At 42.7% G+C, this 22030-nt stretch carries 17 protein-coding genes; 15 read left to right on the forward strand and 2 right to left on the reverse strand.

What is annotated here, in order from left to right; genetic code table 11:
* Positions 1-12 precede the first annotated feature (12 nt).
* The gene (locus tag NST47_RS18340) at positions 13-1203 is read right to left on the reverse strand and encodes an MFS transporter (protein ID WP_341156390.1); all 1191 of its coding nucleotides are present in this window, start codon (positions 1201-1203) and stop codon (positions 13-15) included.
* A 98-nt stretch (positions 1204-1301) separates the two neighbouring features.
* On the opposite strand from NST47_RS18340, the gene NST47_RS18345 reads away from it, so the two are divergent.
* The 5 genes from NST47_RS18345 (at position 1302) to NST47_RS18365 (ending at position 6697) form a co-directional block, all read left to right on the forward strand.
* Positions 1302-2249: a helix-turn-helix transcriptional regulator gene (locus tag NST47_RS18345; RefSeq protein ID WP_341156391.1), complete on the forward strand. Its 948-nt coding sequence runs from the start codon at positions 1302-1304 to the stop codon at positions 2247-2249.
* 122 nt (positions 2250-2371) lie between these two features.
* Positions 2372-3850 carry an Lsa family ABC-F type ribosomal protection protein gene (locus NST47_RS18350; RefSeq protein WP_341156392.1) on the forward strand — a complete coding sequence of 493 codons (1479 nt, stop codon included), beginning with the start codon at positions 2372-2374 and terminating at the stop codon, positions 3848-3850.
* A 329-nt stretch (positions 3851-4179) separates the two neighbouring features.
* The gene (locus tag NST47_RS18355) at positions 4180-4872 is read left to right on the forward strand and encodes a response regulator transcription factor (RefSeq protein WP_341156393.1); all 693 of its coding nucleotides are present in this window, start codon (positions 4180-4182) and stop codon (positions 4870-4872) included.
* The gene (locus NST47_RS18360; RefSeq protein ID WP_341156394.1) at positions 4869-5942 is read left to right on the forward strand and encodes a sensor histidine kinase; all 1074 of its coding nucleotides are present in this window, start codon (positions 4869-4871) and stop codon (positions 5940-5942) included. The genes NST47_RS18355 and NST47_RS18360 overlap by 4 nt, the downstream gene beginning before the upstream one ends.
* Before the next feature lie 149 nt (positions 5943-6091).
* Positions 6092-6697: a YdhK family protein gene (locus tag NST47_RS18365; protein ID WP_341156395.1), complete on the forward strand. Its 606-nt coding sequence runs from the start codon at positions 6092-6094 to the stop codon at positions 6695-6697.
* Positions 6698-6699: 2 nt separating this feature from the next.
* On the opposite strand, the gene NST47_RS18370 is transcribed toward NST47_RS18365, so the two are convergent.
* On the reverse strand, positions 6700-7308 hold the full coding sequence (locus NST47_RS18370; RefSeq protein ID WP_341156396.1) for a DedA family protein: 609 nt from the start codon (positions 7306-7308) through the stop codon (positions 6700-6702).
* A gap of 221 nt (positions 7309-7529) precedes the next feature.
* Between NST47_RS18370 and NST47_RS18375 the strand changes: the two genes are divergently transcribed.
* The 10 genes from NST47_RS18375 (at position 7530) to NST47_RS18420 (ending at position 22010) form a co-directional block, all read left to right on the forward strand.
* A complete protein-coding gene (locus NST47_RS18375) occupies positions 7530-9845 on the forward strand; it encodes an AraC family transcriptional regulator (RefSeq protein WP_341156397.1) in 2316 nt (771 codons plus the stop codon).
* A 168-nt stretch (positions 9846-10013) separates the two neighbouring features.
* Entirely contained in the window at positions 10014-10961 is a 948-nt protein-coding gene (locus NST47_RS18380; protein WP_076236725.1) for an ABC transporter permease, read from the forward strand.
* A 67-nt stretch (positions 10962-11028) separates the two neighbouring features.
* Positions 11029-11925 carry a carbohydrate ABC transporter permease gene (locus NST47_RS18385; RefSeq protein WP_341156398.1) on the forward strand — a complete coding sequence of 299 codons (897 nt, stop codon included), beginning with the start codon at positions 11029-11031 and terminating at the stop codon, positions 11923-11925.
* A 40-nt stretch (positions 11926-11965) separates the two neighbouring features.
* Entirely contained in the window at positions 11966-13567 is a 1602-nt protein-coding gene (locus NST47_RS18390; RefSeq protein WP_341156399.1) for an extracellular solute-binding protein, read from the forward strand.
* 81 nt (positions 13568-13648) lie between these two features.
* Positions 13649-14902: an FAD-dependent oxidoreductase gene (locus NST47_RS18395; protein ID WP_341156400.1), complete on the forward strand. Its 1254-nt coding sequence runs from the start codon at positions 13649-13651 to the stop codon at positions 14900-14902.
* A 190-nt stretch (positions 14903-15092) separates the two neighbouring features.
* Positions 15093-16499, forward strand: a complete 1407-nt coding sequence (locus tag NST47_RS18400; RefSeq protein ID WP_341156401.1) for an MATE family efflux transporter — start codon at positions 15093-15095, stop codon at positions 16497-16499.
* Between the two features lie 284 nt (positions 16500-16783).
* Complete coding sequence (locus NST47_RS18405) at positions 16784-17743, forward strand: ABC transporter permease (RefSeq protein ID WP_341156402.1); 960 nt, start codon at positions 16784-16786, stop codon at positions 17741-17743.
* Positions 17744-17760: 17 nt separating this feature from the next.
* On the forward strand, positions 17761-18633 hold the full coding sequence (locus tag NST47_RS18410) for a carbohydrate ABC transporter permease (protein ID WP_341156403.1): 873 nt from the start codon (positions 17761-17763) through the stop codon (positions 18631-18633).
* 25 nt (positions 18634-18658) lie between these two features.
* On the forward strand, positions 18659-19672 hold the full coding sequence (locus tag NST47_RS18415; protein WP_341156404.1) for a Gfo/Idh/MocA family protein: 1014 nt from the start codon (positions 18659-18661) through the stop codon (positions 19670-19672).
* 76 nt (positions 19673-19748) lie between these two features.
* On the forward strand, positions 19749-22010 hold the full coding sequence (locus NST47_RS18420; protein WP_341156405.1) for a helix-turn-helix transcriptional regulator: 2262 nt from the start codon (positions 19749-19751) through the stop codon (positions 22008-22010).
* Positions 22011-22030: the final 20 nt, after the last annotated feature.

Consider the following 22030-nt stretch of genomic DNA (forward strand, 5'->3'; position numbering starts at 1 on the left):
AAAAAATTGGCTTTATGCAGCAGGCTCATTTTTGGGTTTGCTGTTTGCCTTTGCAGTCGACAAAACCCCGCTTGAGATAAACACAAGTAGCGAGCACGCCAGGCAGATCCCCGTAAAAATACCTACAGCAGAATAGCCGTTAAACACCACATAAAGCATTCCGGCCATCCAAGCTCCGAGCGTTGTCGCCGCATTCATCGTTGATGTAGCCAGACTAGAAATGGTACCGCGGATAGTCGGATTTAAGCTGTTCAGCAGTCCCACCATTAGCGGGAACAAGATACCGAGGATAGCGAAAATGAAAAAGTAAACCCCTTTTACGATAGTAACCGACGACACATGGGGCAGCACGATATAAGCCGCAATAACAATCAGCATACCCGCCGCCATAGTTTGAAACTGGTTTAACGCTTTTATGATATAAGGACTGCATAAGCTGCCGATTAAATTGCCAAGCCCTAAAAAGATGATGACATAACCTACTTCATTAATCGAAAGTTCAAAGCGGTCCGTCATCCATTTCCCGAGAAAAGCAAAGGCAGCGCTGCTCCCCAGATGGACACAAAAGTAGGCGAGGAAGGTGCCTCTCGCTTTGCCGCTTGTCAGCAGGGGAACGTATCTCGTGAACATAGACGGCGTGGCTCCTTGCTGTTGGTGAGGCTGCATGCTGGGCACAACGAAATAGGCAGCAACCACCAGCATTAATGAAAATATGCCTATGGACCAAAACGGGAGCGACCAATTGCCAACTGCCAGCAAGCTTCCAATCGGTACACCGAGCGCTTGGGAGACAGCGAGCCCTGCATAGGCGACACCCAGCACTTTGCTGATTTTGGCCGGAGGAAACAGGCTCGGAATAGCTGCCCATACTTGCGGAGCTGTGAATGCCGCACTGACTCCCGCCAAAAAACGGAACAAGCACATCGTCCAAAAATCTACAGCGAAGCCGCATAAGCATGTTGAGATTGCGAAGCAAGTAAGGCCGGACAGCAGCACCTTTTTTCGATCCCATCCATCGGATAAAGGTCCCGCGATCAGCGCAAACACCGCCGAACCCAAGGTGTAGGCTCCTATCATCCATCCCGCCTTTTCCGTAGGGATACCGAAGATACTTTGCAGTGTCGGAATCAGTGGAGAGATCAAGAATGTATCCGTTCCGATAACGAACATAACAAGAAAAAATAACACAATAATTTTACGCATTTGCTTCACCATTTTCCTCTAAATTTGATCTTAACCTTATTGTAGAGGATAATAGTGACAATAGTTGTCATAAAAATTAAAATAAATGGAGTTGTGTTATGTCCAAATCAAAACGTTTGTTGGAACTGATGATGACGGTCAACCGAAAACGGAAATTTACGGTTAAAGAGCTTGCCATGGAGTTTGGCGTATCTACGAGAACGATGTTAAGAGACCTGCAGGAATTAAGCGAGCTGGGAGTTCCACTTTATTCGGAGGTAGGTCCTCACGGTGGTTATCAGGTGTTGAAGGAAAGAATACTGCCACCCATCGCCTTTTCCGAAGAGGAGGCTGTTGCGATGTTTTTTGCGGTGAATGCACTTCGTCATTATTCTTCTCTTCCCTTTGAAGCGGAATCTGCTTCCGCATTGGACAAATTTTATTTGCACATGTCCGGTGATGTTCGCGATCGCATTGATCAAATAAAAAATAGGATGGACTTCGTGACGCCAACCAGACAGCAGGAATCCCCTTATTTATCGATCCTGCTCGAAGCAGCTGTTCATCAACAGGTGTTACACATCGAATATGAGTCCCAGGGAGATGCGGCGGACCGACACATACAACCAATAGGGATTTATGCCAATAACGGTTTGTGGTTTTGTCCGGCTTATTGCTTTCTGCGTCAAGATTTTCGCATATTTCGTTGTGATCGAATTCATTCGGCGGTGTACGATACCGACGGCATAGAACCTATGGATCTCAGGCATATCGATCTTGCAAACAAGGAGTTGCATGTCCATGCGGATAAGGAGTCGACACAGCTTTATGCGGAACTGAGCCCAAAAGGAGTTCAAATGTGCGAGGCTGTGTTATGGCTGGGCTCCCACTTGCATGTCCGGGAGGATGGAACAGGGTGGCTGGAGGGTCCAATTCCTCATAAGGACCTCGCTTTTTATACCAGATTTTTTATCGGGCTGGGCAATGAGGCCACAGTCAAGCATCCTTCAGAGCTAATAAGTGAGATGAAGCGGCTGTTCGCGGAAATCATATCCAAATATGATTAGAGGATAGTTTAGTTATACAAATACTTCACCAAAAGGAATATGGTACACTGTTTGTGTTTAGAGCTACTATTCTTGTTAATAATAGTGGGTAGAATTTCTATATCATATTGGAGGATCATTCTATGTCATTAATCAATGTTACCAACCTTACGTTTGCCTATGATGGCAGCTACGATAACATATTCGAAAATGTAAGCTTTCAACTGGATACCGATTGGAAATTAGGATTCACGGGAAGAAACGGCAGAGGCAAGACCACATTTCTGGGCTTGCTGCTTGGTAAATATGAATACAGCGGAAATATTTCTGCTCATGTCAGCTTCGAATATTTTCCTTTTCATGTCGAAAATAAGGAAGTAAATACGATTGATGTGATCGGCGACATTGCTCCAGACTTTCCTCATTGGGAATTACTGCGTGAGCTTTCATTGCTAAAGGTTGATGAAGATGTGTTATATCGGCCTTTTGATACCTTATCCAATGGAGAGCAGACGAAAGTGCTATTGGCAGCGTTATTTCTCAAGGAAAACAGTTTTCTGTTAATTGATGAGCCGACCAATCATCTTGACATGAACGCAAGACAACTGGTCAGTGATTATCTCAATAGCAAAAGCGGTTTTATCCTGGTGTCTCACGATCGCTCATTTCTGGATAACTGTGTAGATCACATACTGTCAATCAATAAAACTAACGTAGATATTCAAAAAGGTAATTTCTCCGAATGGTGGGAAAATAAAAAGCGGCAGGATAACTTTGAGCTTGCAGAGAACGAAAAGCTAAGAAAAGACATCAAACGCTTATCCGATGCTGCCGAGCGAACGAGCAGCTGGTCCCACGAAGTGGAAAAAACTAAAAACGGTACAAGAAATTCCGGTTCCAAGGTGGATAAAGGGTATATTGGGCACAAGGCTGCCAAAATGATGAAACGCTCAAAAGGGATTGAGCAAAGACAGCAATCTGCTATTGATGAAAGATCTAAGCTTCTTAAAAACGTTGAAAATGCGGAAAGCTTAAAGATCTCTCAGCTTGCTTATCATAAAAACCAACTTGTTGAGCTTGAAAATGTGTCGATTTATTATGGTGAGAAGATGGTTTGCAGTGATATCAGCTTTACTATTGGGCAAGGTGAGCGAATTGCGCTTACAGGGAAAAACGGCTCCGGAAAATCCAGTATTATCAAACTGATTTGCGGTGAGAACTTGAACTATACGGGTACTTTCAGAAAGGGAAGTCAGCTGAAAATCTCCTATGTTTCACAGGACACCTCGCATTTACAGGGCAATTTAACGGACTACGCCAGAGATAACGGGATTGATGAAAGTCTTTTTAAATCTATTTTAAGAAAGCTTGATTTTGCCAGAGTTCAATTTGAAAAGGATATAGCTTCTTATAGTGGCGGCCAAAAGAAAAAAGTACTGATCGCCAAAAGTCTTTGCGAGAAAGTTCATTTGCATATTTGGGATGAGCCGCTCAATTTTATTGATATTATATCCCGCATGCAAATTGAGGAGCTGCTGCTGAGCTACTCATCGACGATTCTTTTTGTGGAGCATGACAGTGAATTTTGCAAAAATATTGCTACCAAGATTGTTGAGCTCTAAAGTTATTTCGTAATGGATATGTTGACGTTTTTGGGAGCAGGAGACATGTTTAGCTTTAAAACAGTGTAACCTGTTTCTGGACTGGTGATACATCCTTGGACAGCGCTTTTCTTACATTGCTGCCGGATCGGATCCAAACCATTTTTCATAAATGTCATTTGCAAAATGATACGTTGAAGTCTCATACTTCGCGCGGGACCGCAAAGTATATTCACCTTCTAAAGTCGCTGAAATTGCGGCTTTTTTCATTATGCAATCGATGAGCTCTACATGATTTCTACATAAGTTATGGGTAAAATGAGAATACAGTGGTTTCCTGGAGGTTGGTCATGAAAACAATATTAGTAGTCGATGATGAAGCTAAGATTCGGGATGTCGTTGTATCCTACCTAAACAAAGACGGGTTTCAAACCAAAGAAGCTGAAACGGGCAGCGATGCAATCCGGATTGTGCAAAACCACGTCGTTGATCTCGTCATTCTCGATCTCATGCTCCCAGATATGGAGGGCGAGCAGGTATGCCAATCGATTCGGCAAATCCATTCCGTCCCGATTCTGATGCTCACGGCCAAAGTATCGGAAAACAATCGGATTAAGGGTTTATCTGTCGGGGCAGATGATTATGTTACCAAACCTTTTGATCCGAGAGAGGTGGTAGCTCGGGTCCGGGCTATTCTGCGCCGTTCAGACGCTCAACTTTTACTGGCCGATCGCTTGTCCTTTAATGAAGGGCATTTGGTTATCGACTCCTTGAAGCAGCATGTATACTGCGATGGTCTACTGGTGAGCTTAACCCCAAATGAATACAAGCTGCTGCTTGCTCTGGCTAAGTACCCGCAGCGACATTTTACACGGGAAGAACTGGTTGAACGCGTGCTTGGTTATGATTTTGAAGGGGATGCTCGTACCATCGACCAGCATGTCAAAAACATTCGGCATAAAATCGAACGCGATGCCAAGTCCCCTGCGTATATTGTGACGGTGTACGGGACTGGCTACCGGTTTGCAGGTGGCACTATATGAATCTTCGTTTGCATACTCGTTTGGCGCTCATCATTATTGGGGTCGCGGCCGGTATTGTCCTGATTTCAACGGTCAGCGTCATAATAACCACACACTACCACTTTTCTATGTATCAAGCGCAAGCTTCCGGCCTGAATCATGATTTACCACAGCTGGATTACCATTTGGAACAAGCGCTGCTGCAAACGATTATGTGGACGTGTCTGGCATCGATTGTACTTGCAATCGTTGTTGGCTTTTATGTGTCCAAACGGATTTCGGCTCCTTTGGTGCATATGAAAATGGTGGCGGAACGGATGACAGACGGGGAATGGAGCTCAAGAGTGGCCATTCATGGAAAAGACGAGCTCGCGGATTTAGGTGATTCGTTAAATACACTGGCGGAGCAGCTACAGCAGCACGAGCAGCTGCGCATCACCATGACAGAAGACATTGCCCATGAGCTTCGGACCCCTTTGGCTACACTTAAAAGTCACATGCGTGCTCTGGAAGACGGGGTTTGGGATCCTACGCCGGAACGGATCCATTCCTGTTATGAAGAAATTGAACGATTGACACATCTAGTAGCCGAACTCGAAGATCTTACGCAAGTAGAATCCCCCGGCTTTCAATTGGAGCGGAAGGAAGAGTCGTTAACGGCGGTCATCGAACGAGGCGTGGAACTGGTATCTGCCGCATATCTGGAAAAAGACGTACAACTGGAGTTTTCGGTCAGCCCTCACATCCAGGTGTTTGTCGATCACCATCGCATGATTCAAATCCTCGTCAATCTGCTCAGCAACGCGCTGAAATTCACGCCCAAACAGGGAGTGGTTCAGATTGAGGGAAGAGAAGAGAGCGAGTACGTTCTTATTGTGATACATGATACCGGGATTGGGATCTCGCCGACAGATTTGCCGTATGTGTTTGAGCGTTTTTACAGGGCAGATAAATCACGTAATCGAAGTACCGGTGGCAGCGGCCTCGGGCTAACCATTGTCAAACAGCTGGTAGCTGCTCATGACGGTTACATTTGGGTGGAAAGTCAGCAAGGTGCCACATTTTATATTCGTCTTCCAAAGGGACATTAACCCATTCTACACAAGATCTTCAAAAGTGTGGGTTACACTTATCGTACCTGAACCTAACAGAATGCTTGGAAAAAATGATGTAGCTTGAGACAGGTCAATTTGATAGGGGTCAGGGGAAATATGGGTTAATATGAGGAGTGTAGCAAACAATGAAAAAACAATTGGCTTTACTTAGTGTAGCCACCATGATTGCTTTAAGTGGATGTGCAAAAATTACAACAAACGATAATCTAGCAAACAACAGTCCCAATGGTAACCATTCCGAAATGAACAACTCCGATATGAACCACTCCACAACAGGGCAAGTTCCTAAAGGGTTAAAAGAAGCAAAGAATCCAACTTATAAAGTTGGTAGTCAAGCTATCATCAAAGCAGGCCACATGGAAGGGATGAACGGGGCTGCAGCAACGATCGTGGGTGCATATGCTACGACAGCCTACGCCGTATCGTATATCCCAGTTACAGGTGGGGAAAAAGTGACCAATCATAAATGGGTAATTCATGAAGAGATTAAAGAAGCCAGCGGAAAACCATATGAACCGGGAGCAAAAGTTGACTTGGAGGCAGATCATATGAAGGGTATGAATAGTGCTACTGCTTCAATTGATTCAGCCGAACAAACAACGGTGTACATGGTTGATTACACACCGACTACTGGCGGAGAGAAGGTAAAGAACCATAAATGGGTAACTGAAAGTGAACTTTCTAAAGATGGGACAATCGGTGGTGGCGATAAGTCTGGAATGAAACGTTAACATTAATCGGATTTCTGTCGAGGCTTTCTAATATAAAGAAAATATATTAAAATAACAACGATAATAATGAAAATGACGGATGGCAGATAGGCGCGATATACAATAATATAATTTCTCACGGTGTGCCATTTATCACTAAATCCTTGTCCAATCAAAATAAAGAATGCACACCATATGATTGCACCAAAGTAGGAGAAAAGTGCGAATTTCCGAAAATTCATGTTCGAGGTGCCTGCTGTAATAGCTATAAGATGACGAAGGCCGGGTATGAAATATCCAAAAATTAATAAAATGCTTCCGTACTTGTTAATCTTCTGTTGGGTTTTTTCAATGCGATCAGCTGTAATATGTATTCTTCGTCCATACTTGATTAGCAAGGGAAGGCCTAACTTTTGTCCAATGATATAGCTTAATGTAATACCTGTAATGGATCCTAAAAAGGCACTACCTAATGCAAATAACAAAATTAGTTTTCCTTGGGATACTTTGTTTCCAATGAAGGTTAGCAATAATTCATCAGGTATAGGTATTCCGACAACACCCAGCGCTAACGCTAAAAATATGCCGATATAGCCATATTGAGTAAGCAATAAATCTAGATGTCTCTCCATAATAATCCTCCTTAGAGACAATAATATACTATTATTACCCAATTCATTATTTTGTATCGATACATTCAATTAATAATATGCTTATCACCGTATCCTATTCTCTCTATAATAGTAAACCCTTATATCATAAACAACCTACTTTGCAAATATGGCTTATTTGCAAAGTAGGTTGTTTCGTTTATACTGTGGATGCTTACATGCATAAATGAGAGGTGCTAGATTTGAAACGTTTATTACGTATCCGTATAACGCTTTGGCATAAGTATTTGCTATCCTACCTACTGGTTTTTGCGACACCTTTTGTGATACTTGGTTTTTTTATATATACAAATGCGGTCAAGACTGTCCAGAATGAAGTTGAAATGTCTAATCAATATAAGCTGAATCAAGTCCGTGCTTTATTGGATCAACAAATCCTCGGCATGAACCAGTTAGCGGCTAGAATGGCTAATGATTATCGGCTCTCTCCTTATATGGCCAAGGTCAATGACTATTATGCCTCCGAAACGGTTAAGGAGATCGCCAAGTATAAGGCTAACAGCGCAATTCTCGAGGAGCTTTTTTTGTTTTTTCGCGGAGATGACCATATTTATTCGACTGAAGGCGTTGTTTCCTTGGATGTCTTAACCAAAAAGACGTATCGCTTTTCGGATCAGAACAGTCGCATCTTCCAGCAGGAGCTGAACTCAGTTAAGCAAATTACGCTTAAACCTGCGGTTCCTGTTGCCTTGCAAGGAGATAGGGAGAAGCGGTTGTTAACTTACTTATTTCCGGTCCTGCCCAACAGCAGCAACCCGTATGCAACCGTATTATTTCTGATTGACGAATCCGTGCTGACCAATACGATGAAGGATATGCTGGGCAACTTTCAGGGAGATGTGTATCTCTTAAACGAAAAGGGCGATGTATTGGCTGCTGAACGGACACTGGATTCACTGGATATGACTGAAATTCGGAATTTGTTAGCTTCTTCCAAGGTATCGACCATTAATGAGATTGGTTCCTCCCGTTATTCGATCATGAGTGAAAAGTCGGAAATTACCGGCTGGAGCTATGTGATCGTGATGCCAACGGACCAGTTCTGGCAGCGTGTCATTCAATACAAGATGGTGGTCAGGATTCTGCTGCTAACGGTCCTTCTTGTTGGCCTTGCTATAGCCGTGTTTCTCTCTTTCAAGCAATTTGGTCCCATTCGTTCTTTAGCTGAGCATTTGAGTTTTAGGCGGAACAACGAAGAGAGCCAATATGCAGTGGAACGCAAACCAAATGAATTGGATTGGATTCGCAGTACGGTCGATGACATATTCGATTATGCCAAAAGATTGGAATTCGACCTAGAGCACCAAAGACCCTTAGTACAGGAGCAAGCTCTATTCAGGTTGCTGAAAGGCAGTGGATTAGAGCAAAATGCTGATGGCGATCCGTTATATGATAGGCACCTTCGGGAGCTTCAAGGGGAATATTACTTTATAATCGCCATTTCCTTGAAGGAAGGTATTTCGGACTCCATGCTTGACGATATGAAAAACCGCGAAGCTGTCTTACAAATGCTGCATCGGGTCCACTTTGATGGGGGCAGGGGGTTCGGTCTTGAGCTTATGGAGGAACAGGTTGTCGCCCTGGTTGTATCGGTAGAGGATGTCTCCCAACAAACAAGGGCATTCCGTGAACAAACCGCTGAAATTGTACAACAATGGCTTTCAGAGCAATTTGCATTAAGCCCCCTCATCGGGGTAGGTACGGCATGCAAGGAATTGTCCCTGCTAAATCGTTCATTGATCGAAGGCTTGGCTATGCTGGAGTATCGCTTGCAATCACACAATGGACGTATTTTGTTTTTTGAAGATATCTCGCAGATTCAAGATCAGACGAATAGTTACTCTCTGGGAGAGCAGGTCAAATTTAACCAGAGTTTGAAGCTAGGGGACCGCACCGTTTGTCTGGAAACCCTTGAAGGACTGCTGGATAGTATTGCCTCAACGGAGCAATCCATTCTACTGCTGCGCTGCGTCTGCTTCGACATGGTTAATACGGTGCTTAAACAGATGCGAACGATGCAAATTGGTTTTGATTGGCCGGAAACACGACTCATGATGGAGTTTCAGACGCTGGATGATTTGCGCAAGCGAATCAAGGCAGTTGTGATTCGTATATGCGACTATGTCGAAGTACAGAAGGATCATAAGCAAGCCGATTTATGCGAGAGGATCGTCGGAGAAATCACTCTGAATTATAGATCCAGCCAGTTAAGCCTGGACATGCTTTCCCAGAAATTTGGACTTTCTGCTTCCTATATAAGCCGATTTGTGAGAGAGCAGACTGGAACCACTTTTACCGAATATGTTTTGCGCCTTCGTGTGGAAGCAGTCAAGCAGGCGATCGTGAGCTCTGATAGGCCGATTAAAGAAATTATTCTGGAAACCGGCTACCAGGATATGTCTAACTTCATTAAGAAGTTCAAAAAAATGGAGGGTATTACCCCCGGCGAGTATCGCAAAGCTTATAGTAAGATGGACACACCCTCTATTAATGATTAGTTGTAGCGCCTGCTTCGCATTGGAACCCGTAGTCCAAAATTGCGGAGTAGGCGATTTTTGTTGTAGGAAATTCGCCGATTTCGATTTAATCTGCTTATTTACACCGAAGCGGATGACCTCCTATAGTTGGGCTTAGAACGAGAGTCCATAGGAAAGGGAGAAGTCGTAATGACAAGCAACAAATTCGTTACCGGATTGAACGGAAACGTAATCAGTCCAAATTTCATCCGAAGAAAAATAAGTAAAAACTGGCAGTTATATCTTTTTCTATTACCTGCTTTTATTTATTTTTTGGTTTTCCATTACATTCCTATATATGGAGTGCAAATTGCTTTCAAGAACTATATAGCCAGTAAAGGGATATGGGGAAGTCCGTGGATTGGCTTCGACCATTTCGATCGTTTTTTCCGCTCCTATTATTTTTGGCAGCTTGTTGGCAATACGGTATTGATCAATTTATATCAGTTAGTGCTGTTTCCTGTTTCCATTATTGTCGCTTTATCGATCCATGAGCTGAAGCATGCTGCCTTTAAACGCTTCGTGCAGCTCGTAACCTATACGCCGCATTTTATTTCGGTTGTTGTGATATCTGGTATGATTTTATCATTCTTAAGTCCAACAACGGGAATCGTCAATGTGTTTGTTCGTGCTTTTGGTGGTGAATCGATTGCATTTTTGACGGAGCCGGGTTGGTTCAAAAGTGTTTTTGTGCTTTCGGGGGAATGGCAGAATCTCGGCTGGGGAGCCATTATTTACTTAGCTGCACTTTCAGGCATTAACCCGGAACTGCATGAAGCCGCCCAGATCGATGGTGCTACCCGGGTTCAACGCATTTTTGCCATCAATATACCCGGAATTATGCCAACAATTATTATCTTGTTCATTTTAAATTTGGGCAGCTTTATGAACGTAGGCTTTGAGAAAATTTATTTATTGCAAAATCCACTAAATATGAATGCCTCAGATGTTATTCAAACCCATGTCTACCGTAATGGCCTGCTGCAAGCCCAGTACAGTTATACTGCGGCGATCGGTTTGTTCAATAATGTGATTAATTTTAGCGTCTTGCTCTTATTCAACCAACTGGCTAGAAGGAGCGGAAACAGCTTATGGTAGTACGAAGCCACAAGGGCCATTTTCAAATTAAGATGTCTGTATTAATGAACAGGGAGGGCATGGAATTATGTTAAGGCAATCTAGCGGCGACCGGTTATTTCAGGCAGCGAATACCACGTTCCTCCTTCTACTTGTCGCTCTCATCCTGTATCCACTCCTGTATATTGTTAGCGCTTCGGTAAGTGACCCTACCTATGTGAACTCGGGACAAATGTGGCTTCTCCCCAAAGGCTTTACCTTGGAGGGGTACAATCGCGTGTTCCGTAATGCGGATATTTGGACTGGCTATATGAATTCGATTGTGTATACGGTTGGCGGAGTTGCACTCAATTTAGCGGTGACACTTCCCTGCGCCTACGCTTTGTCCCGAAGAAATCTGGCAGGACGCCAGGCATTTACATTGTTTGTTGTATTCACGATGTTTTTTAGCGGAGGCTTGATCCCGACTTATTTGCTGGTAAAGTCCTTAGGGCTTGTGAATACATATGGGGCGCTTATACTGCCAAGTGCAGCAAGTGCGATTAATATCATAGTGTCGCGAACTTTTTTCCAAGGGAATGTTCCCCAGGAAATGGAGGAAGCAGCCGCAATGGATGGTTGTTCTGATTTTCGTTTGTTCATGCAAATCATTCTCCCCTTATCCAAGGCGCTAATCGCGGTAATGGCTTTATTCTATGGAGTCGGCCATTGGAACCAATATTTTAATGCACTTATTTATTTGTCCAATCGGGAACTGTATCCCTTGCAGCTATTTCTGCGGGAAATATTGGTTCAGCAGGAAATATCGGCTCAAATGCTGACAACTGGCAGCGATCTGGAAATGGATATGTCGGAGCAGACCCGAATATCCGAACTAATCAAATATGCAGTCATGATTATTGCGGCACTTCCTTTATTGATTGTGTTTCCTTTTGTGCAAAAACATTTCGTGCAGGGTGTGATGATCGGCTCATTGAAGCAATGACGGATAGAGATTTTGTTAATACAAATGGGAGGTATTTAGAATGTTCAATAAAACCATAATTGGTACGATGAGTGTTATCCTTGCAGGTTTGTCCCTTGCAGGTTGTACAAACTCGGAGGAGAAGCAGCCCAAGCCATCTGACAAGGGGGCCGCAGCTAACTTTAATTCCACAGGGCTTCCGGTTGTACCTACCCCTATTACACTCAAAATGATGGGGCCTGATGATATGCAGCGTTCATGGAAGGACCTTTACTTTTTCAAAGGTATGGAAGAAAAAACGAATGTGAAATTCGAATTTACGACGATTCCCAGCTCCTCTTATAAGGAACGCAAAAATCTGGCATTTGCCAGCAATGAGCTTCCTGATGTGTTTTTCATGGGAGGATTGGATGCCAATGATGAAATGAATTATGGAACTCAGGGCCTGTTGATACCTTTGGATGAATTAATCGAGAAATATGCGCCTACTATTAGAGAGCTATTAAAGAACAATCCTGAAATCAAAAGGTCAATTACAACACCGGACGGGCATATTTATGCACTGCCGCAAGTCGCAGATCATCCGCGAGATCGTTTCTATCGCTTGTTCATTAATGGTGAATGGCTGAAAAACCTCAATATTACAAAGCTTCCGACCACTACAGGGGAATTGTATCAACTGCTGAAGGACTTCAAAGAAAAGGACCCTAACGGAAACGGCCAGGCTGATGAAATACCTTTAACAGGATCCAATAAGCTTTCTTATTTGCGTCCCATTCTGCTATCCTATTTCGGACATTTATCTGACATGGTTGAGGTATCCGGCGATAAAGCCCGATTCGTACCTACACAGCCGGGTTACAAAAACTATCTGGCCTTTATGCAGAAGCTATATCGGGAGAAGTTACTGGATAATGAAATTTTCTCGCAAAGTAATCCGCAAATGATAGCAAAAGGTGAGAGCGGAAAGTATGGAGTGATGGGTAACAGCCTGCCTATTTTCGGAGGGAAGGACAAGCAGATCGCGCCGGCAAATATTCTGGATAATCCGCAGATGCCGCCATTGATAAGTGAAGGGCTGTCAAAGCCGATCGTTCCGGAAAAAGATGTAATTCGCCGGGGTAACTTTGCAATTACCAATGTCAACAAGCATCCTGAAGCTACAATACGCTGGTTGGATTATTTGTATAGCGAGGACGGTTACAAGCTGGCACAGTATGGAATAGAGGGGCAGAGCTACAAGTGGTCAAATACTGACCCGAAATATATCGAATATATAGTGCCTCAAGGGATGCTGGAGAACGATTTTAAGAACAATAAGGTTTCAAATCTGGGGTATGGTTACGCGAATGAAGCGTTGGAACGCAAATTTTTGAAGCCGGATTGGTTAGGTTTTGTATTGAATGACCAGGTTAAGCCCTATCTTCCTTATGCCCAGAAAGCATTCCCACTTACTTATTTCAAGAGTGAGGAGGCACAGCGAGTTAATGCAATCAGTGTAGACGTTCGCACATTTGTGGAGCAGATGGAGGCAAAAATTATCGTCGGCCAGGAGCCAGTAGAGAAATGGGACGAATATGTGAGTACAATGAATAAGATGGGCATTGATGAGCTTGTCAAAATTAATCAGACTGCTTATGATCGTTGGAAAAGCGCAAAATAAAGAATAAAAAAGGGGCAGAGACGCTTATACGCTCTGTCTTCTTCAGCACGAACATAAAATGAGTAGGAAGAGGTGTAATATATGGGTGCTTACGATGTAATTGTAGTAGGCGGTGGTTCCGCAGGATGCATAGCTGCCATTCAAGCAGCACGGGCAGGCGCAAAAACTGCATTGGTGGAGAAGAACGGTATTCTTGGAGGAACGATAACCGTGGGAGCTGTCAATTTCCCAGGCTTATTCCATGCATGGGGACAACAAATCATTGATGGAATTGGATGGGAGGTCATTATGGAGACTGTTCGCTTGGGCGGTGCCATATTGCCGGATTTCTCGACCATACCAGAGAAGCATTGGCATCAACAAATTAGAGTCAACCGTTTTGTGTACGCTGCGGTATTGGACGAGTTCTGCTTGCGGGCCGGTGTTGAGCTAAGATTGCATGAAATACCCGTTTCTATTGCCGAGCAGGACAACAAGCTTCTTGTTTCGGTTGCAGGTAAAGGGGGCATGCAAGTACTTCAAGCTCGCAAGGTCATCGATGCCACAGGCGATGCCGATTTGTGCGGAATGCTGGGATATGCCCGAGAGAAAAGCGAGAAACTTCAGCCAGGAACGTTGATCAACGAAATCGAGGGATACGAGTTTTCGTGCATCAACCCTGACGAGCTACAGTGTGTATACGATGAAGCATTAGCTGAAGGCAGCATCAGGGTTACCGACCACCCTGCAAGCAGTCCTCCCTTTTATAACGATCTGCGATCTGGGGTAATTAGTATGCATATTCCAGGAATTGATGGTTCCAGCTCGCAATCCAAGACGGAAGCAGAGATTAAGGCAAGACAGACACTTTTGCGGATTTACCGTTTCCTGCGGCGGGTACCTGGCTGTGAGCAGCTGTCAGTCCGTTATGCTGCGAACGAGTGCGGCATCAGGGAGACTTGGAGAATCATTGGAGAAGCCAGGATCGACGAGGCTTCTTACGTCTCCGGGTTTCATTGGCCGGATGCAATCTGCTATAGCTTTTATCCAATAGATCTGCACCATCCAAGCGACAATACAGTTATTAAGCATTATTTGGATAAGGGGGTCGTCGCAACAATTCCCTATAGGGCGTTGATACCGGTTAACAGCAACCATTTGCTAGTGGCTGGACGTTGTATTTCCGGTGACCAGATGGCCAATTCGGCTTATAGGGTTCAAGCTACTTGCATGGCTACCGGACAATGTGCCGGGGCCGCTGCAGCAATAGCTGCCAAATTGGACGTGTCTCTAAGGGAGGTGCCCTTGGCAGTATTAAAAGCTATGCTTCTCGAACATAGTGCTATTGTACCGTAATAGCTTGTTGGATTTGGACCCGGAAACGGAACAATCGGTGAACCCAACCGTATTGACAGATTTCATCCTCAGTGATAGTATCTAGCCAAAAGGAAGTAAGCGCATCCACCTCCAAATTGATATTCACATTATTAGTAATAACTCTTCTCCTTGAAGAGTTTTTTAAATATAAAAAAAAGAATGTGACGATGTGTCCCAACTTAATTTTAGGATCAGGAAGCAAGTTTTTTTGGAAAAACATTTCTCTGGAGATTCTATCGATTATCGTCAAATAATTTCTCTTTTTATACCGATGCTGATTGATCAGGCATTTTTAGTCTGCCTTAATTTGTTGAACATAGCCATGATCAGTTCATCAGGTGTAGCAGCAGTCAGTGCGGTTAGTATGATTGATACGCTGAATATATTACTGATCAGTGTATTTGTCGCCGTGTCGACCGGGGGAACGGTTGTGGTTGCCCAATATAAAGGAAGCGGCAGTGATCTGATGGTTTCCAAAGCTGCTGCCAGCTCCATATCCTTGGTCTCCTCATTGGCATTCTGTATCAGTTTGTTCATAGTCCTGTTCCACAGCTCTACTTTAAATTTTCTGTTTGGGACAGCTTCAGCGGAGGTTTTTGGGCATGCCCAAATTTATTTGATCGGAAGCAGCATCTCCTATATGGGTTTTGCTATCGTGGAGTCGATTTGCGGGGCGATGAGAGGGATAGGGAAGTCACGGGTTTCGTTGACTCTTTCCTTGATCATGAACCTCTCATACGTTCTATTAAACATTGTATTTGTCAACTTTTTGGATATGGGTGTGCTGGGCATGACCATTGCGGTGAACGTAGCCAGATATTCGGCGGCGATCTTCGCACTGATCTATTTGGCCAAAATGGATGCGACCCTTCATGTACGAATCAGGGATATGTTGGTGTTGAATTTGTCGATGCTCAAAAGGATTTTGTTTATCGGTATTCCATTTGCAGTGGAGCAGGTTTTTTTTAATGGAGGAAAAATGTTAACCCAGGTGTTCATTGTCAGTCTTGGCACTTACGCTATGGCTACCAATGCGATCTCTGCATCGCTGGCTGCTCTGTTTCTGGTTCCTTCCATCGCCTTGTCACAGACTATTGTAACAGTGGTTGGTCAATGTATGGGGCGGCAAAATGTTAAGGATGCCAGAAAATTCGCGAGATCGTTTCTCTGGTTATCGTCATTTTCTTTATTGCTGATGGGATTGATCGTGATACCCTTGTTCCAGCCGATTGTCAGCTTGTTTCATCCTCCTGATGAAATTGTGAATGATATTTTCATCATCATCCTGATCACGGCGATCGTCCAAATACCGCTTTGGCCGATCAGCTTTCTACTTCCATCAGCGCTTAGAGCAGCTGGCGACTCCAAATTTACATCTATTACTTCCATGCTATCCATGTGGTTGTTCCGGGTTACCCTAGGGTATGTGTTGGGAGTTGTCCTTCAATTTGGAATTATAGGTGTATGGTTGGCTATGAATAGTGAATGGGGAGTGCGAGGTGCAGCCTTTTTGTGGCGGTTTCGCGGGCAAAAATGGTATAAACATCGTTTGATCGAACCCAATGATAACAGCTAAATTAACCGGGACAAGTCCTGTATATTGAACAAAGAAACAGCCAAAACCACAGCAAACATGGTTTTGGCTGTTTGTTATACCATTCTTGGGTTCAGCTTGGTCATGTCTAATTATTTTTTTAAAATTAAATAACGCAGATGTGAAAAAATAGACATTCACAAAAAAAGCTTCATTTACATTGAATACATGCGCCTATAACATATTAAGCAATGCAGACCAAACCATTCATTAAGTTAAGCATACGCAGGTACACTTCAAATTAAAATGATGAGGAGAGATGGAAATTGCAATATGCTCAGGTTGAAAAAAAGGTCAACAATAAAACAGTTACCAACATCATGTCGAGTTTTTTTAAAGCAATCCTTAAGTACAAGTTTTTATACGCATTGATGCTGCCAGGAATAGTTTGGTATATCATGTATCGGTATTTGCCGATGTTTGGACTGATTATCGCCTTTAAGGAATACAACTTTGCGCTGGGTATTTGGGACAGCCCGTGGGTAGGGATGAAATATTTTAATTATTTGTTTTCTTCTTCGGAATTTTATACGGTGCTGCAAAATACAGTGGTTATCAACATGTACAACTTGATTTTCGGGTTTCCGGCACCGATTATATTGGCTTTGCTTTTGAATGAATTTAAAAATATGTTTTTCAAACGGACGATTCAAACCGTCATCTATTTTCCGCATTTTTTATCGTGGGTCGTTTTTGGGGGAATCATCATTCAGTTTCTCAGCCCAAATGAAGGTTTTGTTAATCAAATCATCAAATATTTCGGTGGTGACCCGATTTTTTTTCTCACGCAATCCCAATATTTCAGAAGTATTCTGGTAGTAACCAATATTTTGAAGGAAGCGGGCTGGGGGACGATTATTTACCTGGCTGCCTTAGCCGGTGTGGAACAGGAGCAGTATGAAGCAGCGACGGTCGATGGGGCCAATCGCTGGCAGAAATTGATTCATATCACTCTGCCGGGGATTACCAATGTCATTATTATTATGTTGATTTTGAAAGTGGGCTACCTGTTGGATGTAGGATTTGAACAAATTTTCATTATGTACAATCCGGCTGTCTACGATGTCAGTGATGTTCTGAGCACTTACATTTATCGGGTGGGTATTCAGGATTTAAGGTTCAGCTTAACGACAGCATTAGGTTTATTCCAGGCTGTTATCGGATTTATTCTCATCTATGGAGTTAACTCCATAGCCAAAAAATATAGCGATGTATCCATGTGGTGATGAAAGGAGTGAATACAATGACAGGAACAAAAACAGGCGGAGCTTACACCGTGCTCATCTACACCGTATTAATCTTGTTTGGTCTCATTACGTTTATCCCGTTTTATTATGTACTGGTAGCCTCACTCAGTAACCCCGATTTAATTTCAGACGGTGAATTGATGCTTCTGCCAAGAGGCTTTACTCTGGAAGCGTATAAGACACTGGTATTAAATGATAAGTTTTTAAGTGCTTTCTATGTGACCGTGGCTCGAACAACGCTCGGAACGCTTGTGAATTTAATTTTACAATGCTCATTTGCATATGCGCTGTCCAAGAAGTATTTGCCGGGCAGGAAATTTTTCATGCTGTTTATTATCGTGACGATGATGTTTAACGGCGGGATCATTCCTACTTATTTAATTGTGAAAGCAACGGGATTGATCGATACGATCTGGGCTTTGATCATTCCTGGAGCCATAAGCACTTGGAATATTATTTTGTTAAGATCCTTTTTTGAGAATGTACCGGAAAGCCTAGAGGAGTCGGCGCGCATGGATGGAGCGAATGATATTTACATTTTGATCACCATTATTCTTCCCTTGTCGATGCCGGTAATTGCAACGATTGCTTTATTTTCCGCAGTTGGGCACTGGAACTCATTCCTCGACGCCGTGATTTATACGAATTCGCCTAATCTCCAGGTATTGCAGATCTTCCTGAGAAATATGGTCGTGCAGCTGCAAAATATTATGGCCAATGGGGACGCCGTTGCGATGAACAAAGGTGTTTCTTCGTTAACACTGAGATCGGCAGCCATTTTTGCATCAAGCTTGCCTATCATCATGGTGTATCCATTTATTCAAAAGCATTTTATGAAGGGCGTTATGTTGGGGGCCGTTAAAGGCTGATTATAGAAAGGGATGGGTGAGAAACTTGAGGAATTCGTTGAGAATCGGATTGATTGGCTGCAGCAGCTTGGTATATAACTTTGTGTATGACTGTACAAAGCATTTACCTATCACCTTATCGGCGATTTGCGACCCGGATGAACAGAATAGAATCAGGTTTGCACAGCGATATCACGTACCCAAGACCTACACGGATTATACAGAAATGCTCGATCAGGAGAGTCTCGACGCGGTGATCAGTTTTCCGGATGAGATCGATATGCACTTCATGATTGTCAAGGCCTGTATGGTGTCTGGTGTTCATGTATTAACGGAGAGGCCTGTCTGTCTCACAGCGGAGGAAACAAAAGAGCTTCTGGAGCTTCAAAAGAAAACGAATTGTCATGTGATGCAGCGTCTGAACAAGCGGTATACTCCGGCTTATATGATGGCAAAAGAAATAATGCAAAAAGAAGAATTCGGGGAATTGACGATGTATCTGGCTAAATATCAGGCTTCCGCGTACGAATCCGAGCATGCTTTCATCTATAAGCATATCATTCATCATCTGGACTTGGCCCGATATTTGATGGGCGAGATTACCTTAACCCATGTTGATGTCAAGCGGGTTGATCCTACCAGGATCGGATTTAATATATCGTTTGTCAATGAAGCGGGTGCGATTGGATTGCTGCAATCCGGTTCTTTGCAGGATGGTACTTATCCAATGGAGCAGGTTGAAATAACCGGGGTAGGGCAATTAATCTCTATCGATAACATTAGAAGCGTGGAATACAGAAGGTCCGGGGGCGTAAGAAAAGCGGGAACAGTAGATGCTTTGTACGAGATGAACGATACGTTGAAATGGAGCTTGAATAATGGTCATATGTCGAATTTCTCCTATATCGGTTTTGAAAATTTATTTTATCATTTTATTCACAGGATTTGGGAAGAGGATCCGCCTACATCGGACTTAGCGGATGCGGTCAAAACGATGGAATTAGTAGAGACCTTATGTGCTATGATTGCTATGGATTCGAATGCAGTTGTAGTAAAATAGCTATACCAATCAAAGTAATAATCAAATCGTGTAAGCGCTATCTCCACTGTAGCGTAATCGATGGGGAGGAATAAAAGTGATTTTCTCTTCTAAACCGAATGGGGACACCGTTGGCAAGCGGCTATGTATCTTATATGTGAGTATTACGCTTTTATTGTATGGCGCCGCGTTGCTGTATATGGTCAAAAATCATTATGTGGCTGTTGATAAGAAAATCGACAATCATATTTCTGATTATAAAACGATGAACAGCATCGTGGATACGCTGGTGCAAAAAATTGGATCGATCAGCTATCAGATTGCGACGGATTATGACACGAATGAGTGGGCTCAGTACGATGACAACAATAACGTCGATTATTACACCCTGTATAAAATTCAAAGACGGTTTATCAGTATTATCAATTCGGATCCAGAGATATCTTCCATGTACTTGTATAATCGAAAAACAAACAAAATATTTTCATCCAATTTTATGATATCCGATCTGGAAGCATTTCCTGGAAAAATGATTTTGAAAGAATATATGCAAAATAAGGAAAAAACGACATTTTATAAATCAAGAGTGGAAAGGCAGACAGAATCGGGAGCCAATACGATCGTTCCTTACATAACAACTATACCCGCAAACGGTACAGATGGCGGTGTGCTCGTTGTCAACGTCAATGAGAAAAAGCTGCTATCTGAAATCAAATTTAATTCGGGTGGGATTGTTCTTTTCAATGATAAAAAAGAGGTGCTTACTTACAAAAATGAAGAAATCTTGAATGTTTTTGAAAATTGCAAGGAAGAGATTCTGAAAAACGAATTGATCCAGAATGAGATTCTAAATATGGGCTATGTCAAATGGGACAATAACAAATATTTCTATGCTGTCTCCAATGGAATCAACCGTGGCGCCAAGATTGTATATATCGTACCTTACAGCGAGATTTTGAGCGATATTCAATATGATACGAACACCATTTTGTATGTAGCGCTCGCAACGTTGGTGCTGCTTATTGTCGCTATTGTCACCTTTCCTTATTTTAAGCGCGTGTATTCAAAGCCCTTGGTTCGTTATAATCAAAATCTCAAGGATAACCTGGATGATTTGCGGGAAACATTAATATCCCATATTTTAACAGGGAAAGTTTCCTCCAGAGAAGAAATTGTTAGCAAAGCGCGGGAGTTTACGATCGATCTTGTCGATAAAGAGTATCTGGTTATCGTCTTTCAAATGAATGACTATTACAAAAATTTGCTTAACACGCAAAATGAAGACAGGCTAACGATCAGCAGATCGATTTTGAAAGCGATTAAATACATGCTGATGCTGGATAATGTTCCTTTTGTCGTGAAGACGGATTTGGATAAAATAGCCGTTCTATTAACGATTTCAGGAAGCAGGAAACCGGAGAAGGTCATCGTGGAATTAAAGAAAACGATCAGCTATGTGCAAAAAGAAATCGAGGAAAACTTTAACCTGTCCGTCTGTGCTGCATTGACGGATATTTCTAATGAAATCAAGGACATTCCCAATTTGTATGCTCAAGCGGTCAAGAGTCTGGATTATCGCGTGATCTATGGAAGGAATTCGATTATCGAATGCAAGCACTTTGATTTAGTCGAGAAAGACGATTACATTTATCCGCTTAAAGAAATCAACCGGATTGCGGATTGCATCCGCAAGGGAGACATCAAAGAAATCGAAACAAGCCTGGACAAAATTTTTGAACATAGCATCCATAATCATTTTTTTTCGCTGGACGCGATGAATGCGATTTATTCGAATATTTTGTACAGCATTGTGAAGTACTTGTTGGAACTGGGGTATTCGATTACGGATGTATTTCAAGAGGACATCTTCATGATGCTGTACAGCTACGAGATGATTCATGAAAAGAAGGCCTACATTTTGAAATCCTGTAATCAGGTGTTCAGCTATAAAAAAAGTATGGAGAACAATATGGATACGATCCTCATGGGGCAAATTGTGCTTTATATCCATAACCATTACGATAAAAATATTTCGTTAAGCAATCTGGCCGAACAATTTCATATGAATCCTTCCTATTTAAGCAGCTTTATCAAAAAGAATATGGGCTTTAATTTTATAGACTATGTAAACGATTTACGTATTGAGAAGTCTTTAACCTGTCTAAAAGAAAGTGAATTGACGGTCCAGGAAATAGCCAAGATTTGTGGATACGATACGGTACATTCATATATTCGCAATTTCAAGAAAAATCACGATGTAACGCCGGCTGTTTTCCGCAGTACCTATTTAAAGAATAAAACGACAGGTGTTTTTCAAGTGAACCCCGATGTACAAAAAATTTGTCCAACGAATAACTAAATTTAAGTCTGTATTTTAAA

Origin of the sequence: Paenibacillus sp. FSL H8-0034, assembly GCF_038000305.1 — a bacterium.
GTDB lineage: Bacteria > Bacillota > Bacilli > Paenibacillales > NBRC-103111 > Paenibacillus_S.

Bases quoted from the DNA above. Each gene is read 5' to 3' on its own strand.
- NST47_RS18340 (WP_341156390.1), bottom strand. From the start codon at position 1,203: ATGCGTAAAATTATTGTGTTATTTTTTCTTGTTATGTTCGTTATCGGA.
- NST47_RS18345 (WP_341156391.1), top strand. From the start codon at position 1,302: ATGTCCAAATCAAAACGTTTGTTGGAACTGATGATGACGGTCAACCGA.
- NST47_RS18350 (WP_341156392.1), top strand. From the start codon at position 2,372: ATGTCATTAATCAATGTTACCAACCTTACGTTTGCCTATGATGGCAGC.
- NST47_RS18355 (WP_341156393.1), top strand. From the start codon at position 4,180: ATGAAAACAATATTAGTAGTCGATGATGAAGCTAAGATTCGGGATGTC.
- NST47_RS18360 (WP_341156394.1), top strand. From the start codon at position 4,869: ATGAATCTTCGTTTGCATACTCGTTTGGCGCTCATCATTATTGGGGTC.
- NST47_RS18365 (WP_341156395.1), top strand. From the start codon at position 6,092: ATGAAAAAACAATTGGCTTTACTTAGTGTAGCCACCATGATTGCTTTA.
- NST47_RS18370 (WP_341156396.1), bottom strand. From the start codon at position 7,308: ATGGAGAGACATCTAGATTTATTGCTTACTCAATATGGCTATATCGGC.
- NST47_RS18380 (WP_076236725.1), top strand. From the start codon at position 10,014: ATGACAAGCAACAAATTCGTTACCGGATTGAACGGAAACGTAATCAGT.
- NST47_RS18385 (WP_341156398.1), top strand. From the start codon at position 11,029: ATGTTAAGGCAATCTAGCGGCGACCGGTTATTTCAGGCAGCGAATACC.
- NST47_RS18390 (WP_341156399.1), top strand. From the start codon at position 11,966: ATGTTCAATAAAACCATAATTGGTACGATGAGTGTTATCCTTGCAGGT.
- NST47_RS18395 (WP_341156400.1), top strand. From the start codon at position 13,649: ATGGGTGCTTACGATGTAATTGTAGTAGGCGGTGGTTCCGCAGGATGC.
- NST47_RS18410 (WP_341156403.1), top strand. From the start codon at position 17,761: ATGACAGGAACAAAAACAGGCGGAGCTTACACCGTGCTCATCTACACC.